The sequence below is a fragment of the Streptomyces sp. NPDC059695 genome (assembly GCF_042733785.1).
Classification (GTDB): domain Bacteria; phylum Actinomycetota; class Actinomycetes; order Streptomycetales; family Streptomycetaceae; genus Streptomyces.
On sequence record NZ_JBHWFF010000019.1, the window covers coordinates 101,669 to 126,147 of the forward strand.

The following is a 24,479-nucleotide window of genomic DNA, read 5'->3' on the forward strand; positions in this document are numbered from 1 at the left end:
AACTACAAACATTATTTCTGGGGCGGCGCCTGATTTGTTACCCCCCCCCCCCCCCCCGCGGGGGGGGGCCCCCCGCGCCCGGCCGTTCCGGCCTCGGAGGGCCGCTCTCAGCCCTGGCCGTTGCCCGCGGTGTTCGCCAGGGCCGCCGACAGCTCGCGGGCGACCTCCTGGAGGATCGGGACGATCTTCTCCGTGGCCGCTTCGGTGACCCGGCCCGCCGGGCCCGAGATGGAGATGGCCGCCGCGGTGGGGGAGTCGGGGACGGGGACCGCGAGGCAGCGGACTCCTATCTCCTGCTCGTTGTCGTCGACCGCGTAGCCCGTCTCACGGACCGCGACGAGCGCGTCGAGGAAGCCGTCCGGGGTGGTGATGGTCTTCTCGGTCGCGGCCGGCATGCCGGTGCGGGCGAGCAGGGCCCGCACCTCCTCCGCCGGCGTGTGCGCGAGGAGCGCCTTGCCGACACCGGTCGAGTGCGGCAGGACCCGGCGGCCGACCTCGGTGAACATGCGCATCGAGTGCTTGGACGGCACCTGCGCCACGTACACGATCTCGTCGCCGTCGAGCAGCGCCATGTTCGCGGTCTCGCCGGTCTCCTCGACGAGCCGCGCCAGGTAGGGGCGGGCCCAGGTGCCGAGGAGGCGGGAGGCGGACTCGCCGAGCCGGATGAGCCGGGGGCCGAGCGCGTACCGGCGGTTGGGCTGCTGGCGCACGTAGCCGCAGGCGACCAGGGTGCGCATGAGGCGGTGGATGGTGGGGAGCGGGAGTCCGCTGCTGGCGGAGAGCTCGCTCAGCCCGACCTCGCCCCCGGCGTCGGCCATCCGCTCCAGGAGGTCGAAGGCGCGCTCGAGGGACTGGACGCCGCCGCTCGCGGCGGCGGGCTTGGCGGCGTCGGTGGTGCTGGCGCTGGACGTCGGCACGTCAACGGTCCTTTCGGGGCAGGCGGGCAAGGCAGCAGCCTACCGGGCCGTCCGCCGGGTCACTCGGTCAAGGTCCCGGCGTCTGCGCCGGTCAGGGGGTGTTTGTCCGGTGTCGGTGACGGCCCGGAGGGGTCCGGGTCTGGCCCTCATGTACGGAGCTACGTTCTACTGTACGGAATTTCCATTCCACTTTGTGGAAACCTCTAAGTCGGGTCCGTCGGTGGCGGATGCGGGAAGTGTGCCCTTGACGACATGTCGCCCGGAAGTGAAGACTCCTTTTCAACAGTTCGTTGAATTTCCCGCTGAAGTGCTTGAAGAAGGGGTACGGGTGGACGTCAACCTGGTCCTGCGCTCGACACGCGTCATCACCCCCGAGGGGACGCGCCCGGCGTCGATCGCCGTCTCGGGTGGGACGATCGCGGCCGTGCTGCCGTACGACGCGGAGGTCCCGGCCGGCGCCCGGCTGGAGGACGTCGGTGACGACGTCGTCCTGCCCGGTCTGGTCGACACGCACGTACACGTGAACGACCCGGGCCGCACCGAGTGGGAGGGCTTCTGGACGGCCACCCGCGCGGCGGCGGCCGGAGGCATCACGACGCTGCTGGACATGCCGCTGAACTCGCTGCCGCCGACCACCACGGTGGAGCACCTGCGGGTCAAGCAGGAGGTGGCCCGCAGCAAGGCGCACATCGACGTCGGCTTCTGGGGCGGTGCGCTGCCGGACAACGTCAAGGACCTGCGGCCGCTGCACGACGCGGGTGTCTTCGGCTTCAAGTGCTTCCTGTCGCCGTCGGGCGTGGAGGAGTTCCCCCTCCTCGACCAGGAGCAGCTGGCGACCTCGCTGGCGGAGATCTCCGGGTTCGGCGGCCTGATGATCGTGCACGCCGAAGACCCGCACCACCTCGACGCCGCTCCGCAGCGGACGGGCGGCGCGTACGCCGACTTCCTCGCCTCGCGCCCCCGGGACGCCGAGAACACGGCGATCGAGAACCTGATCAACCAGGCCCGCCGTCTGGACGCCCGGGTCCACGTGCTGCACCTGTCCTCCTCGGACGCGCTGCCGCTGATCGCCGCCGCCAAGGCCGAGGGCGTCAAGGTCACCGTGGAGTCGTGCCCGCACTTCCTGACGCTGACCGCGGAGGAGATCCCGGACGGCGCCACGGAGTTCAAGTGCTGCCCGCCGATCCGTGAGGCCGTCAACCAGGACGCGCTGTGGCAGGGGCTCGCGGACGGCACGATCGACTGCATCGTCTCCGACCACTCGCCGTCCACGGCCGACCTGAAGACCCCGGACTTCGCCTCCGCGTGGGGCGGCATCTCCTCCCTGCAGCTCGGGCTGCCCGCCATCTGGACCGAGGCCCGTCGCCGCGGGTTCGACCTGACGGACGTGGTGCGCTGGATGTCCGAGGCGCCGGCGCGGCTCGCGGGTCTGGACCGCAAGGGCGCGATCGAGGCCGGCCGGGACGCCGACTTCGCGGTCCTCGACCCGGACGCCACGTTCACCGTCGACCCGGCCGAGCTCCAGCACCGCAACCGCGTCACCGCCTACGCGGGCAAGACCCTCGACGGCGTCGTCACCTCCACCTGGCTGCGCGGCGAGAAGATCGCCGACCACGGCACCCTCGCCGAACCGACCGGCCGCCTCCTCGAAAGGACCAACTGACGTGTCGTCCATACCCAGCTTCACCGGTGACGCCAGCCCCTACGGCGGCGGTGACCCGTACGCCGACTACCGGACGGCCGACTTCCCCTTCACCCAGTACGCGGACCTCGCGGACCGGCGTCTGGGCGCGGGCGTCATCGCGGCCAACGACGAGTTCTTCGCCGAGCGCGAGAACCTGCTGAAGCCCGAGCCCGCCGAGTTCGACCCCGAGCACTTCGGCCACAAGGGCAAGATCATGGACGGCTGGGAGACCCGCCGCCGCCGCGGTGTCTCGGCCCAGCAGCCGCACCCCACCGAGGACGACCACGACTGGGCGCTCGTACGCCTCGGCGCGCCCGGTGTCGTCCGCGGCATCGTCCTCGACACCGCCCACTTCCGCGGCAACTACCCGCAGGCCGTCTCCGTCGAGGCGACCTCCGTGGCCGGCTCTCCCTCGCCCGAGGAGCTCCTCGCCGACGACGTGAAGTGGACGACGCTCGTCCCGCGCACCGCGGTCGGCGGCCACGCCGCCAACGGCTTCGCCGTCGACGTCGAGCAGCGCTTCACGCACCTGCGCGTCAACCAGCACCCCGACGGCGGCATCGCCCGCCTCCGCGTCTACGGCGAGGTCGCCCCGGACCCGGCGTGGCTGGGCGTCCTCGGCACCTTCGACCTCGCCGCCCTGGAGAACGGCGGCCAGGTCGAGGACGCCTCGGACCGCTTCTACTCCCCGGCCACCAACACCATCCAGCCGGGCCGCTCGCGCAAGATGGACGACGGCTGGGAGACCCGCCGCCGCCGCGACAAGGGCAACGACTGGATCCGCTACGGCCTGGTCGCCGAGTCCGAGATCCGCGCCGTCGAGATCGACACCGCCTACCTCAAGGGCAACAGCGCGGGCTGGGCCGCCCTCTCCGTCGCGGCCGAGGGCTCGGAGGAGTGGACCGAGATCCTGCCCCGGACCCGCCTCCAGCCCGACACCAACCACCGGTTCGTGCTCGACACCCCGGCGGTCGGCTCCCGCGTCCGGATCGACATCTACCCGGACGGCGGCATCTCCCGCCTCCGTCTCTTCGGCTCCCTCACGGAGGCCGGTACGGCGCGGCTGACCGCCCGCCACCAGGAGCTCGGCGGCTGAGCCGGCTCCTCCACCCACTGGGCGGGTACGACACCCCGCCCGGCCCGCGAGGGCGCACCGGCCCGACAGCACCGGTGCGCCCCTCGCGCCCCCTTCCCGGGGCTCCTGCTCCGCCGCCCGGGCGTTACGCCGCGTGCCCGCCGTCCACCGAGAACTCGGCGCCCGTGACGTACCGTCCGCCGGGCCCCGCCAGGAAGGCGACCATCGCCGCCACCTCGTCCGGGGTGCCGAAGCGGCCGAGCGCCGTCATGGCCGCCTGCCCCTCGGCGTACGGCCCGTCCGCCGGGTTCATGTCGGTGTCGACGGGACCGGGGTGGACGATGTTCGCCGTGATGCCGCGCCCGCCCAGCTCACGCGCGAGCGCCTTCGTCAGGCCGATCAGCGCCGCCTTGCTCATCGTGTAGAGGGTCCCGCCGGGGCCCGGCACCCGCTGGGTCATGCAGGTGCCGACGGTGACGATCCGCCCGCCCCCGGAGAACCGCGCGGCCGCCGCCTGCGAGGCGAGGAACGCCGCCCGGACGTTCACCGCGAGCGCCCGGTCCACATCCGCGAGGGACAGCGACTCCAGCGGGCCGAGGATGCCGGCGCCGACGTTGTTCACCAGGACGTCGAGGCGCCCGAGGGCGTCCGCCGCCCACTCCACCGCGCCCGCCGCGTCCCCGGCGTCGGCCGCGTCGGCCCGCAGGGGCAGTGCCTTGCGGCCGGCCGCCTCGATGCGCGCGGCGACCTCCTTCGCCCGCGCCTCGTCCTGGACGTAGGTGAAGGCCACATCGGCGCCCTCCTGGGCCAGCCGCACCGCCGTCGCCGCGCCGATCCCCCGGCTGCCGCCCGTCACCAGGACCGCCGTGCCGTTCATCGTGGACATCCCGAAACCTCCGTGAGAAGAACCAAGTGGTTGCGGGTTCAATGAAAGCCGTCGGGCCGTCCCGAAGCTGGCGGCTATCGGACGCCGACGTGATCACCGATGAGTTCCGCCGGGCCGCGGAGTCGGAAGGGGTGAGACACGATGGTCCGGAGAACAGAAAGGGCATCCGCCATGGCCACCCTCAGCCTCACCCAGTTCCTCACCCTCGACGGCGTCATCCAGGCGCCCGGAGGTCCCGACGAGGACACCAGCAGCGGCTTCGAGCACGGCGGCTGGTCCGTGCCGTTCGGCGACGAGGACTTCGGGCAGCGCATCACCGAGATCTTCGAGCGGCCGACCGCCTTCCTCCTCGGCCGCCACACGTACGACATCTTCGCGGGCTACTGGCCGAAGCGGACCGACCCCGCGGACCCCGTCGCCTCCAAGCTCAACGGCCTCCCCAAGTACGTCGCCACCACCACCCTCGACTCCGCCGACTGGGCCGGCACCACCCTGCTCAAGGGCGACGTGGCCGCCGAGGTCGCCGCCCTCAAGGAGCGTCTCGACGGCGAGATCCAGATGCACGGCAGCGCCGGACTCGCCCGGACCCTCCTCGACCACGACCTCATCGACATCCTCCACCTGCACATCTTTCCCGTGGTCCTGGGCACCGGGCGCCGACTCTTCACCGAAGGCGTCCGCCCCACCGCCTTCCGCCTCACCGACGCGCGCACCAGCAGCACGGGCGTCGCCCTCCAGACGTACGAACGGGCGGGCCGCCCCGAGTACGGCAGCTACTGAGCCGGCGGCCGAACGAAACGTGTAGCCGCCACGGGCTCGTCCGGGTACGGTGATCGCTCCGCGTGCGAGCCGTCGAAGTCTCCACCCCGCCTCAAGAGTTGGAGATTCGGCCCGCCATGTCAGCTTCGCCGTCGATCGCCGCACCCCTGCCCCTGGGCGCCCCGCGCCGGGCCTGGCTCACCGACCTGCCCGTCCTCCTCGTCGCCGTCGTCTGGGGCACCAGCTATCTCGCGGCCAAGGGCATCACCACCGGCCACACCGTCATCGCGGTCCTCGTGCTGCGGTTCGCCGTGGTGCTGCCCGTCCTCGTCGCCGCAGGACACCGCAGGCTGCGCGCCCTCAGCGCGGCCCAGTGGCGCGGCGCCGCGACCCTCGGACTGATCCTCAGCGGGATCTTCCTCCTGGAGACGTACGGCGTCGTCCACACCTCGGCCACCAACGCCGGCCTGATCATCAGCCTCACCATGATCTTCACCCCGCTGGCCGAGGCCGCCGTCACCCGGGTCCGGCCTCCCCGGGCCTTCCTCGCCGCCGCCGCGCTCTCCGTCGCCGGTGTCGTCCTGCTGACCCAGGGCGGCGGATTCACCACCCCCTCCCTCGGCGACCTGCTCATGCTGCTCGCCGCCCTCGCCCGTACCGTCCACGTCCTGGCCATGTCCCGGATCAAGGCGGTCCGGTCGGCCGACTCGCTCTCCCTCACCACCGTCCAGCTCGGCTCCGCCGTCGCCGTGTTCGCCGTCATCGCGGCCTTCCCCGGCACCGGCGCCTCGCCCTGGGCGACGGCCCTCGACTTCGGCCCCCGGGAATGGGCCGGGCTCCTCTTCCTCTCCGTCTTCTGCACGCTCTTCGCCTTCTTCGTGCAGATGTGGGCCGTCCGCCGCACCTCGCCCTCCCGGGTCAGCCTCCTGCTGGGCACGGAGCCGCTCTGGGCCGCCGCCGCGGGCATCGCCCTCGCCGGCGACCGCCCCGGCGTCCTCGGCCTCGCGGGCGCGATCCTCGTTCTCGCGGGCACCAGTTGGGGCCGCCGCACGGCCGACGAGGACGCCCGGTAGGTTCTTCGATCATGAGTTCAGTGGTGTACGACAACGCGTTCCGCGCCCGGGCCCGGCGCACCCAGGGCTGGGGCGTCGGCCTGCTCGCCGTGGCAGGCCTGCTCTGGGTCTGGTTCGGCGTCCTCCTCCTCACCCCCTACGAGGACGCCGACGGCGGCGGCAGCCCCTGCCCCGCCCTCATCAGCAGCGACTACGTCCACGAGAAGGACTGCGTCGCCTCCCGCGACTGGCCCGGCACGCTCGCCGTGCTCGGCGGCTCCGTCCCCCTCGCCGTCGTCGGCGCGGTCCTCTGCACGAGCGGCGCCGTCTCCCACCGCATGGCCGAGCACCTCGCCGAGGTCAACCGCCTCGACCGGGCGAGCACCTGACGGGATCCGGACCGCGCCGGAAGCCCCCGGCTTCAGTCGGCGGCTATCCGGCTCGCGCCGATCGCGAGGGCGAGGCCGACGACCGCCACGACGATGTTCGCGAACAGCTCACGGCCCTCCAGGAACCCCACGTTGTCCGTGAGGAACCGGGTCAGACCCAGGAAGTGGAACCAGCCGCCGGTCACCTCGCGGATCACCCCCGCCACGCCGGCCACGAGCAGCAGCCCCCCGAGGCCCTCCAGGAATTTCTTCATGATCCGATGATGGCCGGGCGGTCCGGACGGCCGCGTCCGCCGCTCGTCTACGGCGGTCGATACCAAAGTATCGACCTGGGCGACTCCGGTAGCCCGACGGCCCGCACGGCCGGTGGACCGCCCCCGGCCTGCGTACATTTGCGGACATGACACGTACGGACCGGCAGCGCTGGCTGCTCCCCTCCCACCTGGTCGAACCGGGCGGGAGCGGGGCGCCCCGGCCCCGCCGTACCGTCCGCGACTGGATCGTGGACACCACCCTCTTCCTCCTCGCCGCCTTCGTCGGCCTCCTGGCCGCCGACGCCAGCGCGCAGTACACCAGCGAGCCCGTCACCCTCCTCGACCAGCTCGCCGGCGCCGCCGCCTGCTGCGCCCTCTGGGGGCGCCGCCGCTGGCCGGTCGGGCTCGCCGTCGCCCTGTCCGTGGTGAACGTCGTCGCCCCGGTCGCCGCGGGCGCCCTCCTCGCGAGCCTCTTCAGCGTGGCCGTGCGCCGGCCGTTCCGCGAGGTCGGCTGGATCGTGGCGTTCGCCGCCGCCACCTCCACGATCCAGGTCTTCGTCCGCCCGGACCCCACCACCAACATCGCGCTCTCCCTCGCCCTCGGCTTCATCCTCGTCCTGCTCGTCACCGCCTGGGGCATGCTCGTCCGTGCCCGGCGCCAGCTCGTCGAAGCCCTCAGGGAACGCGCCCGCCGCGCCGAGTCCGAGGCCGAACTGCGCGCCGCCCAGGCCCAGCGGCTCGCCCGCGAGGCCATCGCCCGCGAGATGCACGACGTGCTCGCCCACCGGCTCACCCTGCTCAGCGTGCACGCCGGAGCCCTGGAGTTCCGCCCGGACGCCCCGCCCGAGCAGATCGCCCGCGCCGCGGGAGTCATCCGCGACAGCGCCCACGAAGCCCTCCAGGACCTCCGCGAGATCATCGGCGTCCTGCGCGCGCCCGGCGAGAACGGCGAGGGCGACCGGCCCCAGCCCACCCTCGCCACCCTCGAGGCGCTGGTCGACGAGTCCCGCGAGGCCGGTGCGGAGGTCGTCCTCGACACCACCGTCGACGACCCGGCCGCGGTACCCGCCGCCACCGGCCGCACCGTCTACCGCATCGCGCAGGAAGGCCTCACCAACGCCCGCAAGCACGCCCCCGGCACCACGGTCACCGTCACCGTCCGGGGCCGGCCCGGCGAAGGACTCACCGTCGACATCCACAACCCGGCCCCCGCGGGCCCGGTCCCGCACGTCCCCGGCTCGGGCCAGGGCCTCATCGGCCTCACCGAACGCGCCGCCCTCGCCGGCGGCCGGATGGAGCACGGCCGGGCCCCCGACGGCGGATTCGCCCTGCACGCCTGGCTACCGTGGCCCTCATGACCATCAGGCTGCTCCTCGTCGACGACGACCCCCTGGTCCGCGCGGGCCTCACCTTCATGCTCGGCGGCGCCGACGACCTGGAGATCGTCGGCGAGGGCGCCGACGGCCGCGAGGTCCCCGAACTCGTCGCCCGGCACAGCCCGGACGTCGTCCTCATGGACATCCGCATGCCCCACGTGGACGGCCTGACCGCCACCGAACGCCTCCGCGCCCTCCCCGGCGCCCCCGAGGTCGTCGTCCTCACCACCTTCCACGCCGACGAACAGGTGCTGCGCGCCCTGCGGGCCGGCGCCGCCGGTTTCCTCCTCAAGGACACCCCGCCCGCCGAGATCGTCGCCGCGGTCCGCCGGGTCGTCGCCGGCGACCCCGTCCTCTCGCCGGCCGTCACCCGCCAGCTGATGACCCACGTGGCGGAGGAGCAGGACCGGCCGGACCGGCCGCGCCGCGCCACGGCCGCCGCCCGGCTCGCCGAACTCGCCGACCGCGAGCGGGAGGTGGCCGTCGCCGTCGGCCACGGCAGGTCCAACGCGGAGATCGCCGCCGAGCTGTACATGAGCGTTCCCACGGTCAAGGCCCACGTCTCGCGGATCCTCGCCAAGCTCGGCCTCAACAACCGCGTCCAGATCGCGCTCCTCGTCCACGACGCGGGCCTCGTCGACGAGGACGAGGACGACTAGTCGGATAGTCTGCCCCGATGTCCGTCATCGAACTGGGGGAGTACGGCGCGGACTTCACCGCGAACCCGTACCCGTACTACGCGAAGCTCCGTGAAGCAGGGCCCGTCCACGAGATCCGGATGCCCGACGGCTTCCAGTTCTGGCTGGTCGTCGGCCACGAGGAAGGGCGTGCGGCGCTGGCCGATCCCCGCCTCGCCAAGTCCCCGTCCGTCATCGGCGTCCGCCCGCCGGAGGAGGACATCATCGGCGTCCACCTCCTCGCGGCGGACGCCCCCGACCACACCCGGCTGCGCCGCCTCGTCACCGCGGAGTTCACCGGCCGCCGCGTCGAGAGCCTGCGGCCCCGCATCGAACGGCTCACCCACGAGCTCGCCGACGCCATGGAACCGGCCGGCCGCGCCGACCTCGTCGACGCCTACGCGTTCCCCCTGCCGATCACCGTCATCTGCGAACTCCTCGGCGTCCCCGCGGAGGACCGCGAGACCTTCCGCGGCTGGTCCAACGAGCTCGTCACGCCCACCGGCGAGCGGGGCATCCTCGACGCCATGGAGGGCTTCGGCGGCTACCTCGACGGCCTCATCGAGGACAAGCGGGCGGGCGGCCCCGCCGACGACCTGCTCTCCGGTCTCATCGCCGCCCGCGCCGAGGACGGCGACCGGCTCTCCGGCCCCGAACTCCGAGCCATGGCCTATCTGTTGCTCATCGCCGGCCACGAGACCACCGTCAACCTGATCTCCAACACCGTCCGCAACCTGCTCACCCACCCCGAGCAGCTCGCCGCCCTGCGCGCGGACCCGTCCCTGCTCGACGGAGCCATCGAGGAATCCCTGCGGTACGACGGACCGGTGGAGACCGGCACCTTCCGCTTCACCGGGGAGCCCGTCACCATCGGCGACACGGTGATCCCGGCCGGGCAGAGCGTCCTGGTGGGCATCGGCGCGCTCGACCGGGACCCGGCCCGCTTCCCCGAGCCCGACCGCTTCGACATCCGCCGCGACACCCGGGGCCACCTCGCCTTCGGCCACGGCATCCACTACTGCCTGGGCGCCCCGCTCGCCCGCCTGGAGGGCAGGATCGCGCTCCGCACGCTCCTGGACCGCTTCCCCCTGCTCGCACTCGACCCCGAGGGCGCCCCGTGGGAATGGCTGCCGGGCCTCCTGATGCGCGGCGTCCGGCAGCTGCCGGTCCGGTGGTGAGAGACGACTAGAGGGTGTCCACCCGCACCGGCCCCCGCTCCCGCCGCGAGCGCTCGCAGGCCTCGGCGATCCGGAGGGCCGCCAGGGCCTCCCGGCCGTCGCAGGCGTTCGGCGCCTCACCGCGCACCAGACGGACGAAGGCGTCCAGCTCCGCCTCGTACGCGGGGGCGAACCGCTCCAGGAAGCCCGGCCAGGGCTTGCCCGGGGCGGGCGGGCCGAGCGGCTCCACCGAGGCGAGCGGCGTCCGGTCGTCCAGGCCCACCGCGATCTGGTCCCGCTCGCCCGCCAGCTCCATGCGGACGTCGTACCCGGCGCCGTTGCACCGGGTCGCGGTCGCCGTCACGAGCGTCCCGTCGTCCAGGGTGAGCACGGCCGCGGCCGTGTCCACGTCGCCCGCCGCGCGGAACATCGCCGGGCCCGCGTCCGAGCCCGTCGCGTACACCTCGACGACCTCCCGCCCGGTCACCCAGCGGACGATGTCGAAGTCGTGCACGAGGCAGTCGCGGAAGAGGCCGCCGGAGAGCGGCAGGTACGCGGCGGGCGGCGGCTCCGGGTCGGAGGTCACGGCCCGCACGGTGTGCAGCCGGCCGAGCCGCCCGGACCGCACCGCCTCGCGCGCCGCCCGGTACCCCGCGTCGAAGCGGCGCATGAACCCCAGCTGGAGCACCGTGCCCGCCGCCTCCACCGCGTCGAGCGCGGCCAGCGTCCCCGGCACGTCCAGGGCGATCGGCTTCTCGCAGAAGACCGGCAGGCCCGCGCCGGCGGCACGGGAGATCAGCTCCGCGTGCGCCGCCGTCGCCGAGGCGATCACCACGGCGTCCAGGGCGTGCCCCAGCAGCGCGTCCACGTCGGGCGCCGCCTCCGCGCCGAGCGCCCCCGCGACCCCCGCCGCGCGGACGGCGTCCGCGTCGGCCACGACCAGCGCCCCGACCGCCGGGTGCCGGGCCAGCACACCCGCGTGGAAGCTCCCGATCCGTCCCGTACCGATGAGTCCGATGCGCATGGCCCCACCGTGGAGCCGTCCGCACCCGCTGTCAAGGATTTGTCAGGACAACCGGACGTCACGACTTCCCGTCATCAGCCCCCCGGGCTACGCTCCCCCCGTGCCCAAGCAGTCCGGCTCCCCCCTGCCCCCGCTCGCCGTGGACCGCACGAGTCCGGTCCCGCTCTACTTCCAGCTCGCCCAGCAGCTGGAGAGCGCGGTGGAGAACGGGGCCCTGACCCCGGGCACCCTCCTCGGCAACGAGATCGACCTCGCCACCCGGCTGGGCCTCTCCCGGCCCACCGTCCGCCAGGCCATCCAGACCCTCGTCGACAAGGGCCTCCTGGTCCGCCGCCGGGGCGTCGGCACCCAGGTCGTGCACAGCAGGGTCCGGCGCCCGATGGAGCTCAGCAGCCTCTACGACGACCTCGCCGCCGCCGGGCAGCGCCCCTCCACCCGGGTCCTGGCCAACCGGCTCGAACCCGCCGCGGGACCGGTCGCGGCGGCCCTCGGCGTACCGGAGGGCACCGAGGTCCGCTACCTGGAACGGCTCCGCACCGCGCACGGCGAGCCCATGGCGTACCTCCGCAACCACCTGCCCGCCGGGATCGTCGACCCGGACACCGCGCTCCTGGAGACCACCGGCCTCTACCGCGTGCTCCGCTCCGCCGCGCTCACCCTGCACAGCGCCCGTCAGTCCGTCGGCGCCCGCGCGGCGACCGCCGGGGAGGCCGCGCTCCTCGACGAACCGGAGGGCGCCCCGCTGCTCACCATGGAGCGCGTCACCTTCGACGACACCGGACGCGCCGTCGAGTACGGATCCCACCTCTACCGGGCCGCCCGCTACTCCTTCGAGTTCCAGCTCATGGTCCGTCCGTAGGGGCCCCTGACCTGTGCCACGACCCGCATGACCGATACTGCAATGCACGCAGAAGGACACAAAGGAGGGCACGGTCTCGTGACCAGGCTTCGGACAGGAGGGGCACGCGCCGCAGTCGGCGCCGTGCTCGCCCTCGCACTCACCGCGGCGCTCGCCGGGTGCAGCAGCACCGGTGGAAAGCGCGCGGAGGACGCCCGCAAGGCCGCCGAGGCCCAGGGCCGGGCGGCCGTGGACACCCCCCGGTGGACCTTCGCCATGGTGACCCACTCGGGCGACGGCGACACCTTCTGGGACATCGTCCAGAAGGGCGCCAAGCAGGCCGCCGCCAAGGACAACATCAACTTCCTCTACGCCCACAGCGACGAGGCCCAGCAGCAGGCGCAGCTGATCGACTCGTACGTCGCCAAGGGCGTCGACGGACTGATCGTCACCCTCGCCAAGCCCGACGCCATGAAGGCCGCCGTGGAGAAGGCCGTCAAGGCCGGCATCCCGGTGATCACAGTGAACTCGGGCGCCGAGGTGTCCAAGGCCTACGGGGCGCTCACCCACATCGGCCAGGACGAGACCGTCGCCGGCGAGGCCGTCGGCGAGGAGCTCGACAGGCGCGGGAAGAAGAAGGCCCTCTGCGTCCTGCACGAGCAGGGCAACGTCGGCCACGAGCAGCGCTGCGCCGGTGTGAAGAAGACCTTCGACGGCGAGCTCGTGAACCTGTACGTCGACGGCACCAACATGCCCGACGTCAAGGCCTCCATCGAGGCCAAGCTCCAGTCCGACAAGGCCGTCGACGCCGTCGTCACCCTCGGCGCCCCCTTCGCCGACACCGCCGTCCAGGCCGCGAAGAGCGCCGGCAGCAAGGCCGAGGTCGACACCTTCGACCTCAACGCCAAGGTCGCGACCGCCCTGGAGGCCGGCACCCTCGGCTTCGCCGTCGACCAGCAGCCCTACCTCCAGGGCTACGAGGCCGTCGACCTGCTCTGGCTCTACCGCTACAACGCCGACGTCCTCGGCGGCGGCAAGCCGGTCCTGACCGGCCCGCAGATCATCACCAAGGACCAGGCCGCCGCGCTGAAGCAGTACGCGGATCGGGGCACCCGATGAGCTCCACCGCCCCGCCGTCGGACGGTGTCGACCACGTCGACGAGCGGCTGCTCCGCACGACCCCCCTGAAGAAGCTGCTGGCCCGCCCCGAGCTCGGCTCGGTCGTCGGCGCTATCGCCGTCTTCGCCTTCTTCGCGGTGGTCGCCGACAGCTTCCTCGAACCCGCCAGCCTCGGCACCGTGCTCTACGCGGCCTCCACCATCGGCATCATGGCCGTCCCGGTCGCCCTGCTGATGATCGGCGGAGAGTTCGACCTCTCCGCCGGCGTCATGGTCACCAGCTCCGCGCTCGTCTCGTCGATGTTCAGCTACCAGATGACGGCGAACGTCTGGGTCGGCGTCGGCGTCTCGCTGCTCGTCACCCTGGCGATCGGAGTCTTCAACGGCTTCATGCTGACCCGCACCAAGCTGCCGAGCTTCATCATCACGCTCGGCACCTTCCTCATGCTGACCGGCCTGAACCTCGGCCTCACCAAACTGATCAGCGGCACCGTCTCCACCAAGACCATCGCCGACATGGAGGGCTTCCCCTCCGCCAGGAAGCTCTTCGCCTCCGAGTGGACGATCGGCGGCATCGAGTTCAAGGTCACCGTCCTGTGGTGGTTCGGCCTGGTCGCCCTCGCCACCTGGATCCTGCTCCGCACCCGCTTCGGCAACTGGATCTTCGCGGTCGGCGGCGGCGCCGACGCCGCCCGCGCGGTCGGCGTCCCCGTCTACCGCACGAAGATCGGCCTCTACATGGGCGTGGCCTTCTGCGCCTGGATCTCCGGCCAGCACCTGCTCTTCTCCTTCGACGTCGTCCAGTCGGGCGAAGGCGTCGGCAACGAGCTGATCTACATCATCGCGGCCGTCATCGGCGGCTGCCTGATCACCGGCGGATACGGCTCGGCCATCGGTTCGGCGGTCGGCGCCCTCATCTTCGGCATGACCAGCAAGGGCATCGTGTACGCCGAATGGAACCCCGACTGGTTCAAGTTCTTCCTGGGAGCGATGCTCCTCCTGGCGACGCTGCTGAACGCCTGGATCCGCAAGCGCGTGGAGGCGACCAAGTGACCACGGAGCCGACCCCGCTCGTGGAGCTGACCGACGTCAGCAAGTACTACGGCAACATCCGCGCCCTCGAAGGCGTCTCCCTGGAGGTCCGCGCGGGCGAGATCTCCTGCGTCCTCGGCGACAACGGCGCCGGCAAGTCCACCCTCATCAAGATCGTCGCCGGCCTGCACCGGCACGACGCGGGCACCTTCCGCATCGAGGGCGAGGAGGTCACCCTGGCCAACCCGCGCGACGCCCTCGACCGGGGCATCGCCACGGTCTACCAGGACCTCGCCGTCGTCCCCCTCATGCCGGTCTGGCGGAACTTCTTCCTCGGCTCCGAGCCGACGAAGGGCTCCGGCCCCTTCAAGCGGCTCGACGTCGCCCTGATGCGCTCCACCACCCGCGAGGCACTGCTCCGCATGGGCATCGACCTCCGTGACGTCGACCAGCCGATCGGGACCCTCTCCGGCGGCGAGCGCCAGTGCGTGGCCATCGCCCGCGCCGTCCACTTCGGCGCCAAGGTCCTCGTCCTCGACGAGCCGACCGCCGCCCTCGGCGTGAAGCAGTCCGGGGTCGTCCTCAAGTACGTCGCGGCCGCCCGTGACGAGGGCCTCGGCGTGGTCCTCATCACGCACAACCCGCACCACGCCTACCTCGTCGGCGACCGTTTCGTCCTGCTCCAGCGGGGCGTCATGGCGGCGAGCCACACCAAGGACTCCGTCACCCTCGACGAGTTGACCCGGCAGATGGCCGGCGGCAGCGAGCTGGAGGACCTGCGCCACGAGCTGGAGCGGCCGCACGGCACGTGACCGGCGGCCGGGCGACGTGACGGCCCCTTCACACCCCACCTGGCAGAATCGGAGCCGATGAGTACCTACCGTGACCTCGCCCACCGGGGAGCCGCCCGCGGGACCGTGCTGCGCACCGTCGGGACCCGGGAGCGCCGCTCCCACCTCACGGCGCCCCGGGTGCCGACCGTCGGCATCGACATCGGCGGTACGAAGGTGATGGCCGGCGTCGTCGACGCCGACGGCAACATCCTGGAGAAGCTCCGCACGGAGACCCCGGACAAGTCCAAGAGCCCCAAGGTCGTCGAGGACACCATCGTCGAACTGGTCCTCGACCTCTCCGACCGGCACGACGTGCACGCCGTGGGCATCGGCGCGGCCGGCTGGGTGGACGCCGACCGGGCCCGGGTCCTCTTCGCCCCGCACCTCGCCTGGCGCAACGAACCCCTCCGCGACGCCCTCCAGGGCCGCCTCGCCGTCCCCGTCATGGTCGACAACGACGCCAACACCGCCGCCTGGGCCGAGTGGCGCTTCGGCGCCGGACGCGGCGAGGACCACCTCGTCATGATCACCCTCGGCACCGGCATCGGCGGCGCCATCCTGGAGGACGGCCAGGTCAAGCGGGGCAAGTACGGCGTCGCCGGAGAGTTCGGCCACATGCAGGTCGTCCCCGGCGGCCACCGCTGCCCCTGCGGCAACCGCGGCTGCTGGGAGCAGTACAGCTCCGGGAACGCGCTGGTCCGCGAGGCCCGGGAACTCGCCGCGGCCGACTCCCCGGTCGCGTACGAGATCATCGAGCGGGTCAAGGGGAACATCCCCGAGATCACCGGCCCCCTCATCACCGAGCTCGCCCGCGAGGGCGACGCCATGTGCGTCGAGCTGCTCCAGGACATCGGCCAGTGGCTCGGTGTCGGCATCGCCAACCTGGCCGCCGCCCTCGACCCCTCCTGCTTCGTCATCGGCGGCGGCGTCTCGGCCGCCGACGACCTCCTCATCGGCCCCGCCAGGGACGCCTTCCGCCGCCACCTCACCGGCCGCGGCTACCGTCCCGAGGCCCGCATCGTCCGCGCCGAGCTGGGCCCCGAGGCCGGCATGGTCGGCGCCGCCGACCTCGCCCGGCTCGTCGCCCGCCGCTTCCGCCGCGCCAACCGCCGCCGCGTCGAGCGGTACGAACGCTACGAGCGCTACGCCCAGGCCCTGCGCAACGGGACCCCGGGCCGGACCGCACGTACCCCCGAGGACCCCCCTTCATGACCCTGCCCCACCAGTCCACCCCGTCCCGCCCCCCGCAGGAGAAGCTGCCCGAGGACCGGCGGCACATGATCCGCCGCCGCTGGCTGACGGCCGTCATCATCGTGCTCCTCGTCGGCATCCCGGCCGGCTACCTCGTCATCTCCGCGGGCCAGAGCCGCGACAGCGGCCGGGACAAGGAGCGGGAGTCGTCGGCGGCCGGCCTCCAGGACAACTGGCCCTCGCTGATGAAGCGACGGGTCTTCGAGGTTCCCGTCCCCTCCGGGGCCTGGGGCGTCGCCTACTACGAGACCAGCAACTGGAAGACCAGCCGGCTGTACGTCCAGTTCACGACGACCGCCGGAGGGCTCGACGCCTTCCTCGCCGAGTCCGGGACCTCCCGCTCCGCGCTCACCCCGGGCCGGATCACCGTCGGCGACCGCGACGCCGACATCGCAGGCTGGACCTTCGCCGACGGCATGACCTGGGCGGGCACCACCGTCACCCGCGAGGCGCCCCGCCCGCACACCGCCCTCACCGTCGACCTCACCGACCCCGCCTTCCCCCGGGTGTACGCGGTCTCCACCACGAGCCCCTGACGCCCGGGGTTCCCCCGGAAGCGCCGTCCGGCTCGCGGGCGGGCCCTGCGTCACGTCCAATGGCGGGACGGGCCGGGCGGGGTCGGGAGGCGGGATGTCGTGGGCGACCCGGGTGCGGAGCATCCGCGCCGGAGCCGAGCAGCGCTTCCCCGTCCTCACGGAACTGACCGCCCGACTGGTCAGCGGGAACCTCCTGGACTCGGCGACCCGGCTCGCGGCCCAGGCCTTCCTCGCCGCCGTCCCCCTGCTGTTCGCCCTCGCGGCCTTCGCCCCGAGCGCGGTGCGCGACCAGATGCTGGAGTCCCTCCGTACCGTCTTCGGACTCACTGGATCCTCCGACGAACAACTCCAGCAGGTCCTGAAGGGCAACGGCGACCAGGCGGTGCGGGAGACCAGCGGCGCCGTGGGCGCGCTCGTCGCACTGGTCTCGGCCACCAGCTTCAGCCGCGCCATGTCCAGGGTCTGCGAGCGGGCCTGGCGGCTGCCCAAGGCCGGGACCCGGATCGCGGCCTGGCGGTGGACCGTGTGGCTGCTCGCCCTCGTCCTCGTGGTGCTCCTCCAGGCCCCCGTGCGCGACGGCTTCGGCGCCGGCGCCTGGCTGGGCCTGCCGCTGTACTTCCTGGTCAGCACGGGGGTGTGGCTGTGGACCCAGCACCTCCTGCTCGCCAAGCGGATCCGCTGGCTGCCCCTGCTGCCCGGCGCCCTCCTGGCGGGCGCCGCGACGACCGTCCTCAGCGTCACCGCGGGGCTCTACATGCCCGGGGCCCTCAACCGCGCGCTGGCCGAGTACGGCTCGCTGGGCCTGGTCCTGACCCTGCTGTCCTGGCTGATCGTGCTCTGCGCCGCCCTCACCTTCGCCGTCACCATCGGAGCGGTCCTGGCCCAGGAACCCCCGCTCGACCGGTACCTCGGCACGGACCGCCACGACGACTGATCCGGCGGGAAACCGGGCAATCCGACCCCCTCCCGGTGGGGGACGGCCGGATGTGAGAGCGTGCAGGGCGTGAGTGAGACACCGACGAACACCCTGCAATACCGTGTCGACGGGCGAGAGGACGCCCCGGTCCTCGTCCTGGGACCGTCCCTCGGTACGACCTTCCACATGTGGGACCGGCAGATACCGGAGCTCGCACGCGACTGGCGGGTCGTCCGCTTCGACCTCCCGGGACACGGGGGCGCACCCGCGGAGCCCTTCAGCTCGGTCGCCGAGCTCGGCGACCGGCTCCTCGCCACCCTCGACGAGATCGGCGTCCAGCGCTTCGGGTACGCGGGCTGCTCGTTCGGCGGCGCCGTCGGCCTCGACCTCGCCCTCCGCGCGCCCCACCGGGTCGCCTCGCTCGCCCTGGTCGCCACCTCGCCCCGGTTCGGCACCGCCGACGAGTTCCGCCAGCGCGGCGTCATCGTCCGCGCCAACGGTCTGGAGCCGATGGCCCGCACCGCGCCCGAGCAGTGGTTCACGCCCCTCTTCGCCGGCGCCCAGCCCGCCATCGTCGACTGGGCCGTCCAGATGGTCCGGACGACCGACCCCGCCTGCTACATCTCCGCCTGCGAGGCCCTGGCCGTCTTCGACGTCCGCGAGGCCCTCGGCAGCATCGGGATCCCCGCCCTCGTCCTCGTCGGATCCGAGGACCAGGTCACCGGACCGGCCGAGGCCCGCACCCTGGTCGCCGGCATCGCCGACGCCCGGCTCGCCGTCGTGCCCGGCGCCTCGCACCTCGCCCCCGTCGAGCAGCCCGCCGCCGTCACCGACCTGCTCACCGAGCACTTCTCCGGCATCGCCCAGGAGGCCAGCGGCACCCTGGCCGTGCCGCCACCCCCGCCGCCCGTTCCCGCCGCCGAGCCCGCCCCGGACGCCCCGGACGCCCCGGACGCGGAGCCCGGCCGCCCCGACCCGTACGAGAAGGGGCTCGGACTGCGCCGCGAGGTCCTCGGCGACGCCCATGTCGACCAGGCCCTCGCCGACGATCCCGACGGGGCCTTCCAGGAGCTCGTCACCCGGTACGCCTGGGGCGAGGTCTGGAGCCGGGAGGGACTCGACCGGCGCACCCGCAGCGTCGTCACCCTCACCGCGCTCATCGCCGGGGGCCACCGGGAGGCCCTCGCGGACCACACCCGCGCAGCCCTCCGCAACGGCCTGTCGCCCGAGGAGCTCCGCGAGATCGTCCTGCACACGGGCGCGTACTGCGGCCTCCCGGCCGCCGAGACCGCGCTGCGGGTGGTCACCCGCGTCACCCAGGAGGAGACGACACCCCCGGCGTAGCCTGGACACGTGAAGCTGACGAAGAAGTCCCACGCCTGCGTGCGGCTGGAGAAGGACGGCCGCACGCTCGTCCTCGACCCCGGCATGTTCACCGAGGAGGACGCCGTCCTCGGAGCCGACGCGCTGCTCGTCACCCACGAGCATCCGGACCACTTCGACGAGGGCCGGCTGCGCGCCGCCCTGGACGCGAACGCGGCCGCCGAGATCTGGACGCTGCGCAGCGTCGCCGACCGGCTCTCGGCGGCCTTCCCGGGGCGGGTGCACACCGTCGGGCACGGCGACACCTTCACGGCCGCGGGCTTCGACGTCCAGGTCCACGGCGAGCTGCACGCGGTGATCCACCCGGACATCCCGCGCATCACCAACGTCGGATACCTCGTCGACGGCGCCGTCTTCCACCCCGGCGACGCGCTCACCGTGCCCGACCACCCCGTGGACACGCTGCTGCTGCCCGTCATGGCCCCCTGGAACAAGATCTCCGAGGTCATCGACTACGTCCGCGAGGTCCGGCCGCGCCGGGCGTACGACATCCACGACGCCCTGCTCACCGACCTCGCCCGGCCCCTCTACGACCACCAGATCGGAGTGCTCGGCGGCACCGAGCACGCCCGCCTGGCGTCCGGCGCGTCCGCCGAGCTCTGAGCGGCGGGACGGCCGACTGTCACACCCCGCCAGTAGGCTTGCGCCCATGCGCATCGCCACCTGGAACGTCAATTCGATCACCGCCCGGCTGCCCCGGCTCCTGGCCTGGCTGGAGAGCAGCGGCACCGACGTGCTGTGCATCCAGGAGACCAAGTGCACCGCCGAGCAGTTCCCCACCGAGGAGCTGCGCGCCCTGGGCTACGAGTCCGTGGTCAACGCCACCGGGCGGTGGAACGGCGTGGCACTCGTCTCCCGCGTCGGCCTCGCCGACGTGGTCACCGGACTGCCCGGCGGCCCGGAGTACGACGGGGCGGAGGAGCCCCGGGCGATCTCCGCGACCTGCGGTCCCGTCCGCGTCTGGTCGGTGTACGTGCCGAACGGCCGCGAGGTCGCCCACGAGCACTACGCCTACAAGCTCCGCTGGCTGGAGGCGCTCAAGGCGGCCGTCGCGGAGGACGCGGCGGGGGAGCGCCCCTTCGCGGTCCTCGGCGACTACAACATCGCGCCGACCGACGAGGACGTCTGGGACATCTCCGTCTTCGAGGGCGCGACCCACGTGACGGAGCCGGAGCGGGCCGCGCTCGCCGGGCTCCGCGAGACCGGTCTCTCCGACGTGGTCCCGCGCCCCCTCAAGTACGACATCCCGTTCACGTACTGGGACTACCGCCAGCTCTGCTTCCCGAAGAACAAGGGCATGCGCATCGACCTGGTCTACGGGAACAAGCCCTTCGCCGAGGCGGTCTCCGACAGCTTCGTGGACCGCGAGGAGCGCAAGGGCAAGGGCGCGTCGGACCACGCGCCCGTCGTCGTCGACCTCGACGTCTGACCGGCCCCCGCGGCCCGGCGGCGGAGATCATCTCCGCGCGCCGGGTGGTCGACCCGGAGGTGACGGTGCGAGGCTGTTCCGATGAACATCCCCTTTCTGGACCACTGGCGAAAACGGCATGAGGCCGAACCCACGGCCCCCTTGGCCGCGGCCTTCGACCGCGACCCGGAGGGCGTGGCCGAACTCCTCTCGGAGTGCGAGCTGCTGCGTTCCCGTGTGGGGGAGGCCGGGGTGGCCCTGGACGACACGCCCCGCTCCCTCCAGGAGCTCGACCAGCTGCCGCCCCGGTGGCGAAACGATCCGGAAGAGCTTCCCTGGTTCGGGAACGACGCCGGGCTCTACCTCGGCACGGTGATCGTCCGCAACGTGCCGGGCGCCCGGTGGCAGGTGTGGCCCGGCGGCGGCCCCGTCGTGCGCCTGGCCTCCGGCCGGGAGATCCAGGTCGTTGAGGCCGGTCTCGACTGGGCGATGTCCGGCGCCCCGCAGCTCTCCCAGGTGTACGCGGAGGCCTCCGAGCACTGAGACCCGGCGGCCCCGCACGATGCCTCCGGACCATGCGTGCGCCACCCTTTTGCAGTCAATACGGCTTATCAGTGTTTCATGCGTGTCGGGTGGGAAGTCCCTTTTTCTGGTGGATAGTTTGCGCTGACCGCGACATCGCCGAGAAAGGGGGCCGGGCAGCGCATGGCCGTCGCCGATCCGCTGATCGAACTGCGTGGCGTCAACAAGCACTACGGCGCGCTGCACGTCCTCCAGTCCATCGACCTCACCGTCGGACGCGGAGAGGTGGTCGTGGTGATCGGCCCCTCCGGCTCCGGCAAGTCCACCCTGTGCCGCGCGATGAACCGGCTGGAGAGCGTCGAGTCGGGCGACATCGTCATCGACGGCCGGCCCCTCCCCGAGGAGGGCAGGGCACTCGCCCGGCTGCGCGCCGAGGTCGGCATGGTCTTCCAGTCCTTCAACCTCTTCGCGCACAAGACCGTCCTCGCGAACGTCTCCCTCGCGCAGATCAAGGTCCGCAAGCGCAAGAAGGAGGAGGCCGACCGGCGGTCGCGCGAACTCCTGGACCGGGTCGGGCTCGCCGCGCACGCCGACAAGTACCCGGCCCAGCTCTCCGGCGGCCAGCAGCAGCGGGTCGCCATCGCCCGGGCCCTCGCCATGGACCCCAAGGCCCTCCTCTTCGACGAGCCGACCTCCGCCCTCGACCCCGAGATGATCAACGAGGTCCTGGAGGTCATGCGGCAACTCGCCCACGAGGGCATGACGATGGTCGTCGTCACCCACGAGATGGGCTTCGCCCGCTCCGCGGCCAACCGGGTCGTCTTCATGGCCGACGGGAAGATCGTCGAGGACCGCACGCCGGAGGAGTTCTTCACCGCCCCCCGCAGCGAGCGCGCCAAGGACTTCCTCTCCAAGATCCTCAAGCACTGAGCGGGGTGGGAACCATGCGCCGCACGCACCGGACCCCGGCCGTCCTCGCCCTGCTGCTCGCCGCGACGGTGGCGCTCGGCGGCTGCGGCAAGGAGGGAAGCCCTCCCGTCAAGGGTCCCCGTCCCGACCAACTACCCGTCTACCAGGTGCGATCCGGCTTCACACTGCCCGACTCGGCCACCTGGGAGCGGGCGAGGAAGCGCGGCCGGCTCGTCGTCGGCGTCAAGGAGGACCAGCCCTACATGGGCGAGAAGGATCCGGCCACCGGACGCTACTCCGGCTTCGACATCGAGATCGCCAGGATGACCGCCGCCTCCCTCGGCTTCGACCCCGCCCGCGTCGAGTTCCGCACCATCGCCTCGGCCAACCGCGAGACCGCCCTCCAGAACGGCCAGATCGACTACTACGTCGGCACGTACACCATCAACGACAACCGCAAGAAGCTCGTCGGCTTCGCCGGCCCCTACTACCAGGCCGGTCAGTCCCTCCTCGTCCGCACCGACGAGAGCGACATCCGCGGACCCCGGGACCTGGACGGCAAGCGGGTCTGCTCGGCCGCCGGGTCCACCCCGTACCAGCGCATCGAGAAGGACTACCCGAAGGCCGAACTCGTCGCCTACGACACCTACTCCGTCTGCGTCGACAACCTGCTGACCTACCAGGTCGACGCCGTCACCACCGACGACACGATCCTCATGGGCTACGCCGCCAAGGTCCCCGACGAACTCAAGGTCGTCGGCGAGCCGTTCTCGAAGGAGCCCTACGGCATCGGCGTCCCGCACGGCGACGACGCGCTGCGCCTCGCACTCGACGACGCCATCGCCGCCCACGAGAAGAACGGCGACTGGAAGAAGGCGTACGACGCCACCCTCGGCCTCTCCGGGGTCCCCGCCCCGCGGCCGCCCGCCATCGACCGCTACCCGTCCGACTGAGGACCCCCACCGCTGACATGGACGTACTCACAGAGAACTTCTCGCTCTACGGCGAGGGGTTCCTCGGCACCGTCGAACTCACCGTCTACTCCTCTGCCCTCGCCCTCGTCCTGGGCTTCGTCATGGCCTCCTTCCGGGTCGCGCCCGTGGGCTCCTTCCGGGTCTTCGGCACGGTCTGGGTCACCGTCCTGCGCAACACCCCGCTGACCCTGCTCTTCTTCGCGGTCATGCTGGGCCTGCCCCGCTTCGGACTCGTGCTGCCCTTCGAGGTGTTCGCGGTCCTCGCCCTCGGCTGCTACACGTCCGCCTTCATCTGCGAGGTGCTGCGCTCCGGCATCAACACCGTGCCGCGCGGCCAGGGCGAGGCGGCCCGCAGCCTGGGCATGAACTTCTCCCAGACCCTCTCCACGGTGGTGCTGCCACAGGCCTTCCGGACCGTCATCCCGCCCATCGGCTCCACCCTGATCGCCCTCGCCAAGAACTCCGCGATCGCCGGTGCGTTCAGCGTCACCGAACTCCTCGGCACCTACAAGACCCTGAGCGAGCTCGGCTACAACATCGTCTGGACCTTCGTCTGGATCGCCGTCGGATACCTGATCATCACCCTCACCATCAGCGCCCTCTTCCACGTCCTGGAGAAGCGCTGGGGAGTCGCCCGATGACCGAGTCCACCGCCCTCTACGACATCCCCGGGCCGCACGCCCGGCGGCGCCACCTGCTCTACGGGCTCGCGTCCACCGTGGTCATCCTCGCGCTCGCCGGCTGGATCCTGTACCTCCTCTTCGACACCGACCAGTTCACCTCCACCAAGTGGGCGCCCTTCGCCTACGAGGGGATCCAGGAGCTGCTGCTCAGGGGCCTGCGCAACACGCTCAAGGCCTTCGCCTACGCCTCGGTGCTGTCGCTCGCGCTCGGCGGGGTCCTCGCCGCCGGGCGCCTCTCCGAGCACCGGGCGCCGCGCTGGATCTCGACCCTGTTCGTGGAGTTCTTCCGGGCCATGCCCGTCCTCGTGATGATCTTCTTCATCTTCGTGGCGCTCAAGGTGCAGCCGCTGCCCGCCCTCGTCGCCGGACTGACCCTCTACAACGGTTCCGTGCTCGCCGAGGTCTTCCGCACCGGCATCCACGCCGTCGCACGCGGCCAGGGCGAGGCCGCGTACGCGCTCGGCATGCGCAAGACGCAGGTGATGACGTACGTCCTGGTGCCCCAGGCCGTCCGTGCCATGCTGCCGGCCATCATCAGCCAGCTCGTGGTGGCCCTCAAGGACACCTCGCTCGGCTTCCTCATCACCTACGAGGAGTTCCTCCACGCGGGCAAGCTGATCGCGTCCAACCTCGACTACGACCTGCCGTTCATCCCAGTCGTGCTGGTCGTCTCACCGATCTACATCGGGATGTGCATGCTGCTCTCCTGGTTCGCCACCTGGGTGGCGCGCAGGGAGCGCCACAGCCCGAAGACGAAGGCCGTGGACGTCGCGCCGGCCGAACCGGGGACGCTGCTGCCGGGACAGCAGTAGCGGGCAGGGAGCCG

The 24,479-nt window shown here is 72.3% G+C and carries 27 protein-coding genes; 23 read left to right on the forward strand and 4 right to left on the reverse strand.

All coding sequences use genetic code 11. The annotated features are described in order from the left end of the window. Positions 1 to 107: 107 nt before the first annotated feature. The gene (locus ACFV2S_RS23720; protein ID WP_385562498.1) at positions 108 to 917 is read right to left on the reverse strand and encodes an IclR family transcriptional regulator; all 810 of its coding nucleotides are present in this window, start codon (positions 915 to 917) and stop codon (positions 108 to 110) included. Positions 918 to 1,245: 328 nt separating this feature from the next. On the opposite strand from ACFV2S_RS23720, the gene allB reads away from it, so the two are divergent. Both allB and alc read left to right on the forward strand, forming a co-directional pair. Continuing rightward, entirely contained in the window at positions 1,246 to 2,580 is a 1,335-nt protein-coding gene (allB, locus tag ACFV2S_RS23725) for an allantoinase AllB (RefSeq protein ID WP_383801749.1), read from the forward strand. Between the two features lies 1 nt (position 2,581). Further along, entirely contained in the window at positions 2,582 to 3,697 is a 1,116-nt protein-coding gene (gene alc, locus ACFV2S_RS23730) for an allantoicase (protein WP_385562501.1), read from the forward strand. Between the two features lie 124 nt (positions 3,698 to 3,821). On the opposite strand, the gene ACFV2S_RS23735 is transcribed toward alc, so the two are convergent. After that, positions 3,822 to 4,562 (reverse strand): SDR family NAD(P)-dependent oxidoreductase, encoded by a 741-nt coding sequence (locus ACFV2S_RS23735; protein WP_385562504.1) that lies wholly within the window; start codon positions 4,560 to 4,562, stop codon positions 3,822 to 3,824. A 171-nt stretch (positions 4,563 to 4,733) separates the two neighbouring features. On the opposite strand from ACFV2S_RS23735, the gene ACFV2S_RS23740 reads away from it, so the two are divergent. The 3 genes from ACFV2S_RS23740 (at position 4,734) to ACFV2S_RS23750 (ending at position 6,762) form a co-directional block, all read left to right on the forward strand. Continuing rightward, positions 4,734 to 5,342, forward strand: coding sequence for a dihydrofolate reductase family protein (locus ACFV2S_RS23740; RefSeq protein ID WP_383790478.1), 609 nt, complete (start codon positions 4,734 to 4,736; stop codon positions 5,340 to 5,342). 116 nt (positions 5,343 to 5,458) lie between these two features. After that, positions 5,459 to 6,394 (forward strand): DMT family transporter, encoded by a 936-nt coding sequence (locus ACFV2S_RS23745; RefSeq protein WP_385562507.1) that lies wholly within the window; start codon positions 5,459 to 5,461, stop codon positions 6,392 to 6,394. Between the two features lie 11 nt (positions 6,395 to 6,405). Further along, positions 6,406 to 6,762: a hypothetical protein gene (locus ACFV2S_RS23750; RefSeq protein WP_385562510.1), complete on the forward strand. Its 357-nt coding sequence runs from the start codon at positions 6,406 to 6,408 to the stop codon at positions 6,760 to 6,762. 32 nt (positions 6,763 to 6,794) lie between these two features. Here ACFV2S_RS23750 and ACFV2S_RS23755 read toward each other — a convergent pair whose 3' ends face one another. Then, the gene (locus tag ACFV2S_RS23755; RefSeq protein ID WP_383790487.1) at positions 6,795 to 7,016 is read right to left on the reverse strand and encodes a hypothetical protein; all 222 of its coding nucleotides are present in this window, start codon (positions 7,014 to 7,016) and stop codon (positions 6,795 to 6,797) included. A gap of 146 nt (positions 7,017 to 7,162) precedes the next feature. Here ACFV2S_RS23755 and ACFV2S_RS23760 point away from each other — a divergent pair, with 146 nt between their 5' ends. The 3 genes from ACFV2S_RS23760 to ACFV2S_RS23770 are packed head-to-tail and all read left to right on the forward strand — an operon-like array spanning position 7,163 to position 10,247. Beyond that, positions 7,163 to 8,374 carry a sensor histidine kinase gene (locus ACFV2S_RS23760; RefSeq protein ID WP_385562514.1) on the forward strand — a complete coding sequence of 404 codons (1,212 nt, stop codon included), beginning with the start codon at positions 7,163 to 7,165 and terminating at the stop codon, positions 8,372 to 8,374. Next, the gene (locus tag ACFV2S_RS23765; RefSeq protein ID WP_383790494.1) at positions 8,371 to 9,051 is read left to right on the forward strand and encodes a response regulator; all 681 of its coding nucleotides are present in this window, start codon (positions 8,371 to 8,373) and stop codon (positions 9,049 to 9,051) included. The genes ACFV2S_RS23760 and ACFV2S_RS23765 overlap by 4 nt, the downstream gene beginning before the upstream one ends. Positions 9,052 to 9,068: 17 nt before the next feature. Continuing rightward, positions 9,069 to 10,247: a cytochrome P450 gene (locus ACFV2S_RS23770; protein WP_385562518.1), complete on the forward strand. Its 1,179-nt coding sequence runs from the start codon at positions 9,069 to 9,071 to the stop codon at positions 10,245 to 10,247. 7 nt (positions 10,248 to 10,254) lie between these two features. Here ACFV2S_RS23770 and ACFV2S_RS23775 read toward each other — a convergent pair whose 3' ends face one another. Beyond that, on the reverse strand, positions 10,255 to 11,250 hold the full coding sequence (locus ACFV2S_RS23775; RefSeq protein WP_385562521.1) for a Gfo/Idh/MocA family oxidoreductase: 996 nt from the start codon (positions 11,248 to 11,250) through the stop codon (positions 10,255 to 10,257). Positions 11,251 to 11,350: 100 nt separating this feature from the next. Between ACFV2S_RS23775 and ACFV2S_RS23780 the strand changes: the two genes are divergently transcribed. The 15 genes from ACFV2S_RS23780 (at position 11,351) to ACFV2S_RS23850 (ending at position 24,465) form a co-directional block, all read left to right on the forward strand. Next, positions 11,351 to 12,109, forward strand: coding sequence for a GntR family transcriptional regulator (locus tag ACFV2S_RS23780; RefSeq protein WP_383790502.1), 759 nt, complete (start codon positions 11,351 to 11,353; stop codon positions 12,107 to 12,109). A 78-nt stretch (positions 12,110 to 12,187) separates the two neighbouring features. Further along, entirely contained in the window at positions 12,188 to 13,207 is a 1,020-nt protein-coding gene (locus ACFV2S_RS23785) for a sugar ABC transporter substrate-binding protein (RefSeq protein ID WP_385562524.1), read from the forward strand. Continuing rightward, on the forward strand, positions 13,204 to 14,259 hold the full coding sequence (locus ACFV2S_RS23790; protein WP_385562527.1) for an ABC transporter permease: 1,056 nt from the start codon (positions 13,204 to 13,206) through the stop codon (positions 14,257 to 14,259). Before ACFV2S_RS23785 ends, ACFV2S_RS23790 begins: the two co-directional genes overlap by 4 nt. Beyond that, positions 14,256 to 15,050: an ATP-binding cassette domain-containing protein gene (locus ACFV2S_RS23795; RefSeq protein WP_383790509.1), complete on the forward strand. Its 795-nt coding sequence runs from the start codon at positions 14,256 to 14,258 to the stop codon at positions 15,048 to 15,050. Before ACFV2S_RS23790 ends, ACFV2S_RS23795 begins: the two co-directional genes overlap by 4 nt. 57 nt (positions 15,051 to 15,107) lie before the next feature. Next, positions 15,108 to 16,283 (forward strand): ROK family glucokinase, encoded by a 1,176-nt coding sequence (locus tag ACFV2S_RS23800; protein WP_385562530.1) that lies wholly within the window; start codon positions 15,108 to 15,110, stop codon positions 16,281 to 16,283. Then, complete coding sequence (locus ACFV2S_RS23805; protein ID WP_385562533.1) at positions 16,280 to 16,858, forward strand: hypothetical protein; 579 nt, start codon at positions 16,280 to 16,282, stop codon at positions 16,856 to 16,858. Before ACFV2S_RS23800 ends, ACFV2S_RS23805 begins: the two co-directional genes overlap by 4 nt. A 94-nt stretch (positions 16,859 to 16,952) precedes the next feature. Further along, positions 16,953 to 17,792 (forward strand): YhjD/YihY/BrkB family envelope integrity protein, encoded by an 840-nt coding sequence (locus ACFV2S_RS23810; protein ID WP_385562536.1) that lies wholly within the window; start codon positions 16,953 to 16,955, stop codon positions 17,790 to 17,792. 69 nt (positions 17,793 to 17,861) lie between these two features. Continuing rightward, entirely contained in the window at positions 17,862 to 19,118 is a 1,257-nt protein-coding gene (locus tag ACFV2S_RS23815; RefSeq protein WP_385562539.1) for an alpha/beta fold hydrolase, read from the forward strand. A 9-nt stretch (positions 19,119 to 19,127) separates the two neighbouring features. Beyond that, positions 19,128 to 19,760, forward strand: a complete 633-nt coding sequence (locus ACFV2S_RS23820) for an MBL fold metallo-hydrolase (protein WP_385562542.1) — start codon at positions 19,128 to 19,130, stop codon at positions 19,758 to 19,760. 46 nt (positions 19,761 to 19,806) lie between these two features. Continuing rightward, positions 19,807 to 20,586, forward strand: a complete 780-nt coding sequence (locus ACFV2S_RS23825) for an exodeoxyribonuclease III (RefSeq protein ID WP_385562545.1) — start codon at positions 19,807 to 19,809, stop codon at positions 20,584 to 20,586. Positions 20,587 to 20,667: 81 nt separating this feature from the next. After that, positions 20,668 to 21,108 (forward strand): DUF6278 family protein, encoded by a 441-nt coding sequence (locus ACFV2S_RS23830; protein WP_385562548.1) that lies wholly within the window; start codon positions 20,668 to 20,670, stop codon positions 21,106 to 21,108. 162 nt (positions 21,109 to 21,270) lie between these two features. Then, positions 21,271 to 22,017 carry an amino acid ABC transporter ATP-binding protein gene (locus ACFV2S_RS23835; protein WP_385562551.1) on the forward strand — a complete coding sequence of 249 codons (747 nt, stop codon included), beginning with the start codon at positions 21,271 to 21,273 and terminating at the stop codon, positions 22,015 to 22,017. Positions 22,018 to 22,031: 14 nt separating this feature from the next. After that, a complete protein-coding gene (locus tag ACFV2S_RS23840) occupies positions 22,032 to 22,949 on the forward strand; it encodes a glutamate ABC transporter substrate-binding protein (protein ID WP_385562554.1) in 918 nt (305 codons plus the stop codon). A gap of 17 nt (positions 22,950 to 22,966) precedes the next feature. Beyond that, positions 22,967 to 23,611 (forward strand): amino acid ABC transporter permease, encoded by a 645-nt coding sequence (locus ACFV2S_RS23845; RefSeq protein WP_383790537.1) that lies wholly within the window; start codon positions 22,967 to 22,969, stop codon positions 23,609 to 23,611. Beyond that, the gene (locus ACFV2S_RS23850; RefSeq protein ID WP_385562557.1) at positions 23,608 to 24,465 is read left to right on the forward strand and encodes an amino acid ABC transporter permease; all 858 of its coding nucleotides are present in this window, start codon (positions 23,608 to 23,610) and stop codon (positions 24,463 to 24,465) included. Before ACFV2S_RS23845 ends, ACFV2S_RS23850 begins: the two co-directional genes overlap by 4 nt. The last annotated feature ends 14 nt before the right edge of the window (positions 24,466 to 24,479 follow it).

What these genes read in the sequence shown, in the direction of transcription:
- ACFV2S_RS23740 (WP_383790478.1), top strand. Translation starts at nt 4,734, where the DNA reads ATGGCCACCCTCAGCCTCACCCAGTTCCTCACCCTCGACGGCGTCATC.
- ACFV2S_RS23800 (WP_385562530.1), top strand. Translation starts at nt 15,108, where the DNA reads ATGAGTACCTACCGTGACCTCGCCCACCGGGGAGCCGCCCGCGGGACC.
- ACFV2S_RS23850 (WP_385562557.1), top strand. Translation starts at nt 23,608, where the DNA reads ATGACCGAGTCCACCGCCCTCTACGACATCCCCGGGCCGCACGCCCGG.
- ACFV2S_RS23760 (WP_385562514.1), top strand. Translation starts at nt 7,163, where the DNA reads ATGACACGTACGGACCGGCAGCGCTGGCTGCTCCCCTCCCACCTGGTC.
- ACFV2S_RS23770 (WP_385562518.1), top strand. Translation starts at nt 9,069, where the DNA reads ATGTCCGTCATCGAACTGGGGGAGTACGGCGCGGACTTCACCGCGAAC.
- ACFV2S_RS23810 (WP_385562536.1), top strand. Translation starts at nt 16,953, where the DNA reads ATGTCGTGGGCGACCCGGGTGCGGAGCATCCGCGCCGGAGCCGAGCAG.
- ACFV2S_RS23845 (WP_383790537.1), top strand. Translation starts at nt 22,967, where the DNA reads ATGGACGTACTCACAGAGAACTTCTCGCTCTACGGCGAGGGGTTCCTC.
- ACFV2S_RS23840 (WP_385562554.1), top strand. Translation starts at nt 22,032, where the DNA reads ATGCGCCGCACGCACCGGACCCCGGCCGTCCTCGCCCTGCTGCTCGCC.
- ACFV2S_RS23735 (WP_385562504.1), bottom strand. Translation starts at nt 4,562, where the DNA reads ATGTCCACGATGAACGGCACGGCGGTCCTGGTGACGGGCGGCAGCCGG.
- ACFV2S_RS23825 (WP_385562545.1), top strand. Translation starts at nt 19,807, where the DNA reads ATGCGCATCGCCACCTGGAACGTCAATTCGATCACCGCCCGGCTGCCC.
- ACFV2S_RS23745 (WP_385562507.1), top strand. Translation starts at nt 5,459, where the DNA reads ATGTCAGCTTCGCCGTCGATCGCCGCACCCCTGCCCCTGGGCGCCCCG.
- ACFV2S_RS23790 (WP_385562527.1), top strand. Translation starts at nt 13,204, where the DNA reads ATGAGCTCCACCGCCCCGCCGTCGGACGGTGTCGACCACGTCGACGAG.
- ACFV2S_RS23750 (WP_385562510.1), top strand. Translation starts at nt 6,406, where the DNA reads ATGAGTTCAGTGGTGTACGACAACGCGTTCCGCGCCCGGGCCCGGCGC.
- ACFV2S_RS23775 (WP_385562521.1), bottom strand. Translation starts at nt 11,250, where the DNA reads ATGCGCATCGGACTCATCGGTACGGGACGGATCGGGAGCTTCCACGCG.
- ACFV2S_RS23765 (WP_383790494.1), top strand. Translation starts at nt 8,371, where the DNA reads ATGACCATCAGGCTGCTCCTCGTCGACGACGACCCCCTGGTCCGCGCG.
- ACFV2S_RS23805 (WP_385562533.1), top strand. Translation starts at nt 16,280, where the DNA reads ATGACCCTGCCCCACCAGTCCACCCCGTCCCGCCCCCCGCAGGAGAAG.
- ACFV2S_RS23835 (WP_385562551.1), top strand. Translation starts at nt 21,271, where the DNA reads ATGGCCGTCGCCGATCCGCTGATCGAACTGCGTGGCGTCAACAAGCAC.
- ACFV2S_RS23755 (WP_383790487.1), bottom strand. Translation starts at nt 7,016, where the DNA reads ATGAAGAAATTCCTGGAGGGCCTCGGGGGGCTGCTGCTCGTGGCCGGC.
- ACFV2S_RS23830 (WP_385562548.1), top strand. Translation starts at nt 20,668, where the DNA reads ATGAACATCCCCTTTCTGGACCACTGGCGAAAACGGCATGAGGCCGAA.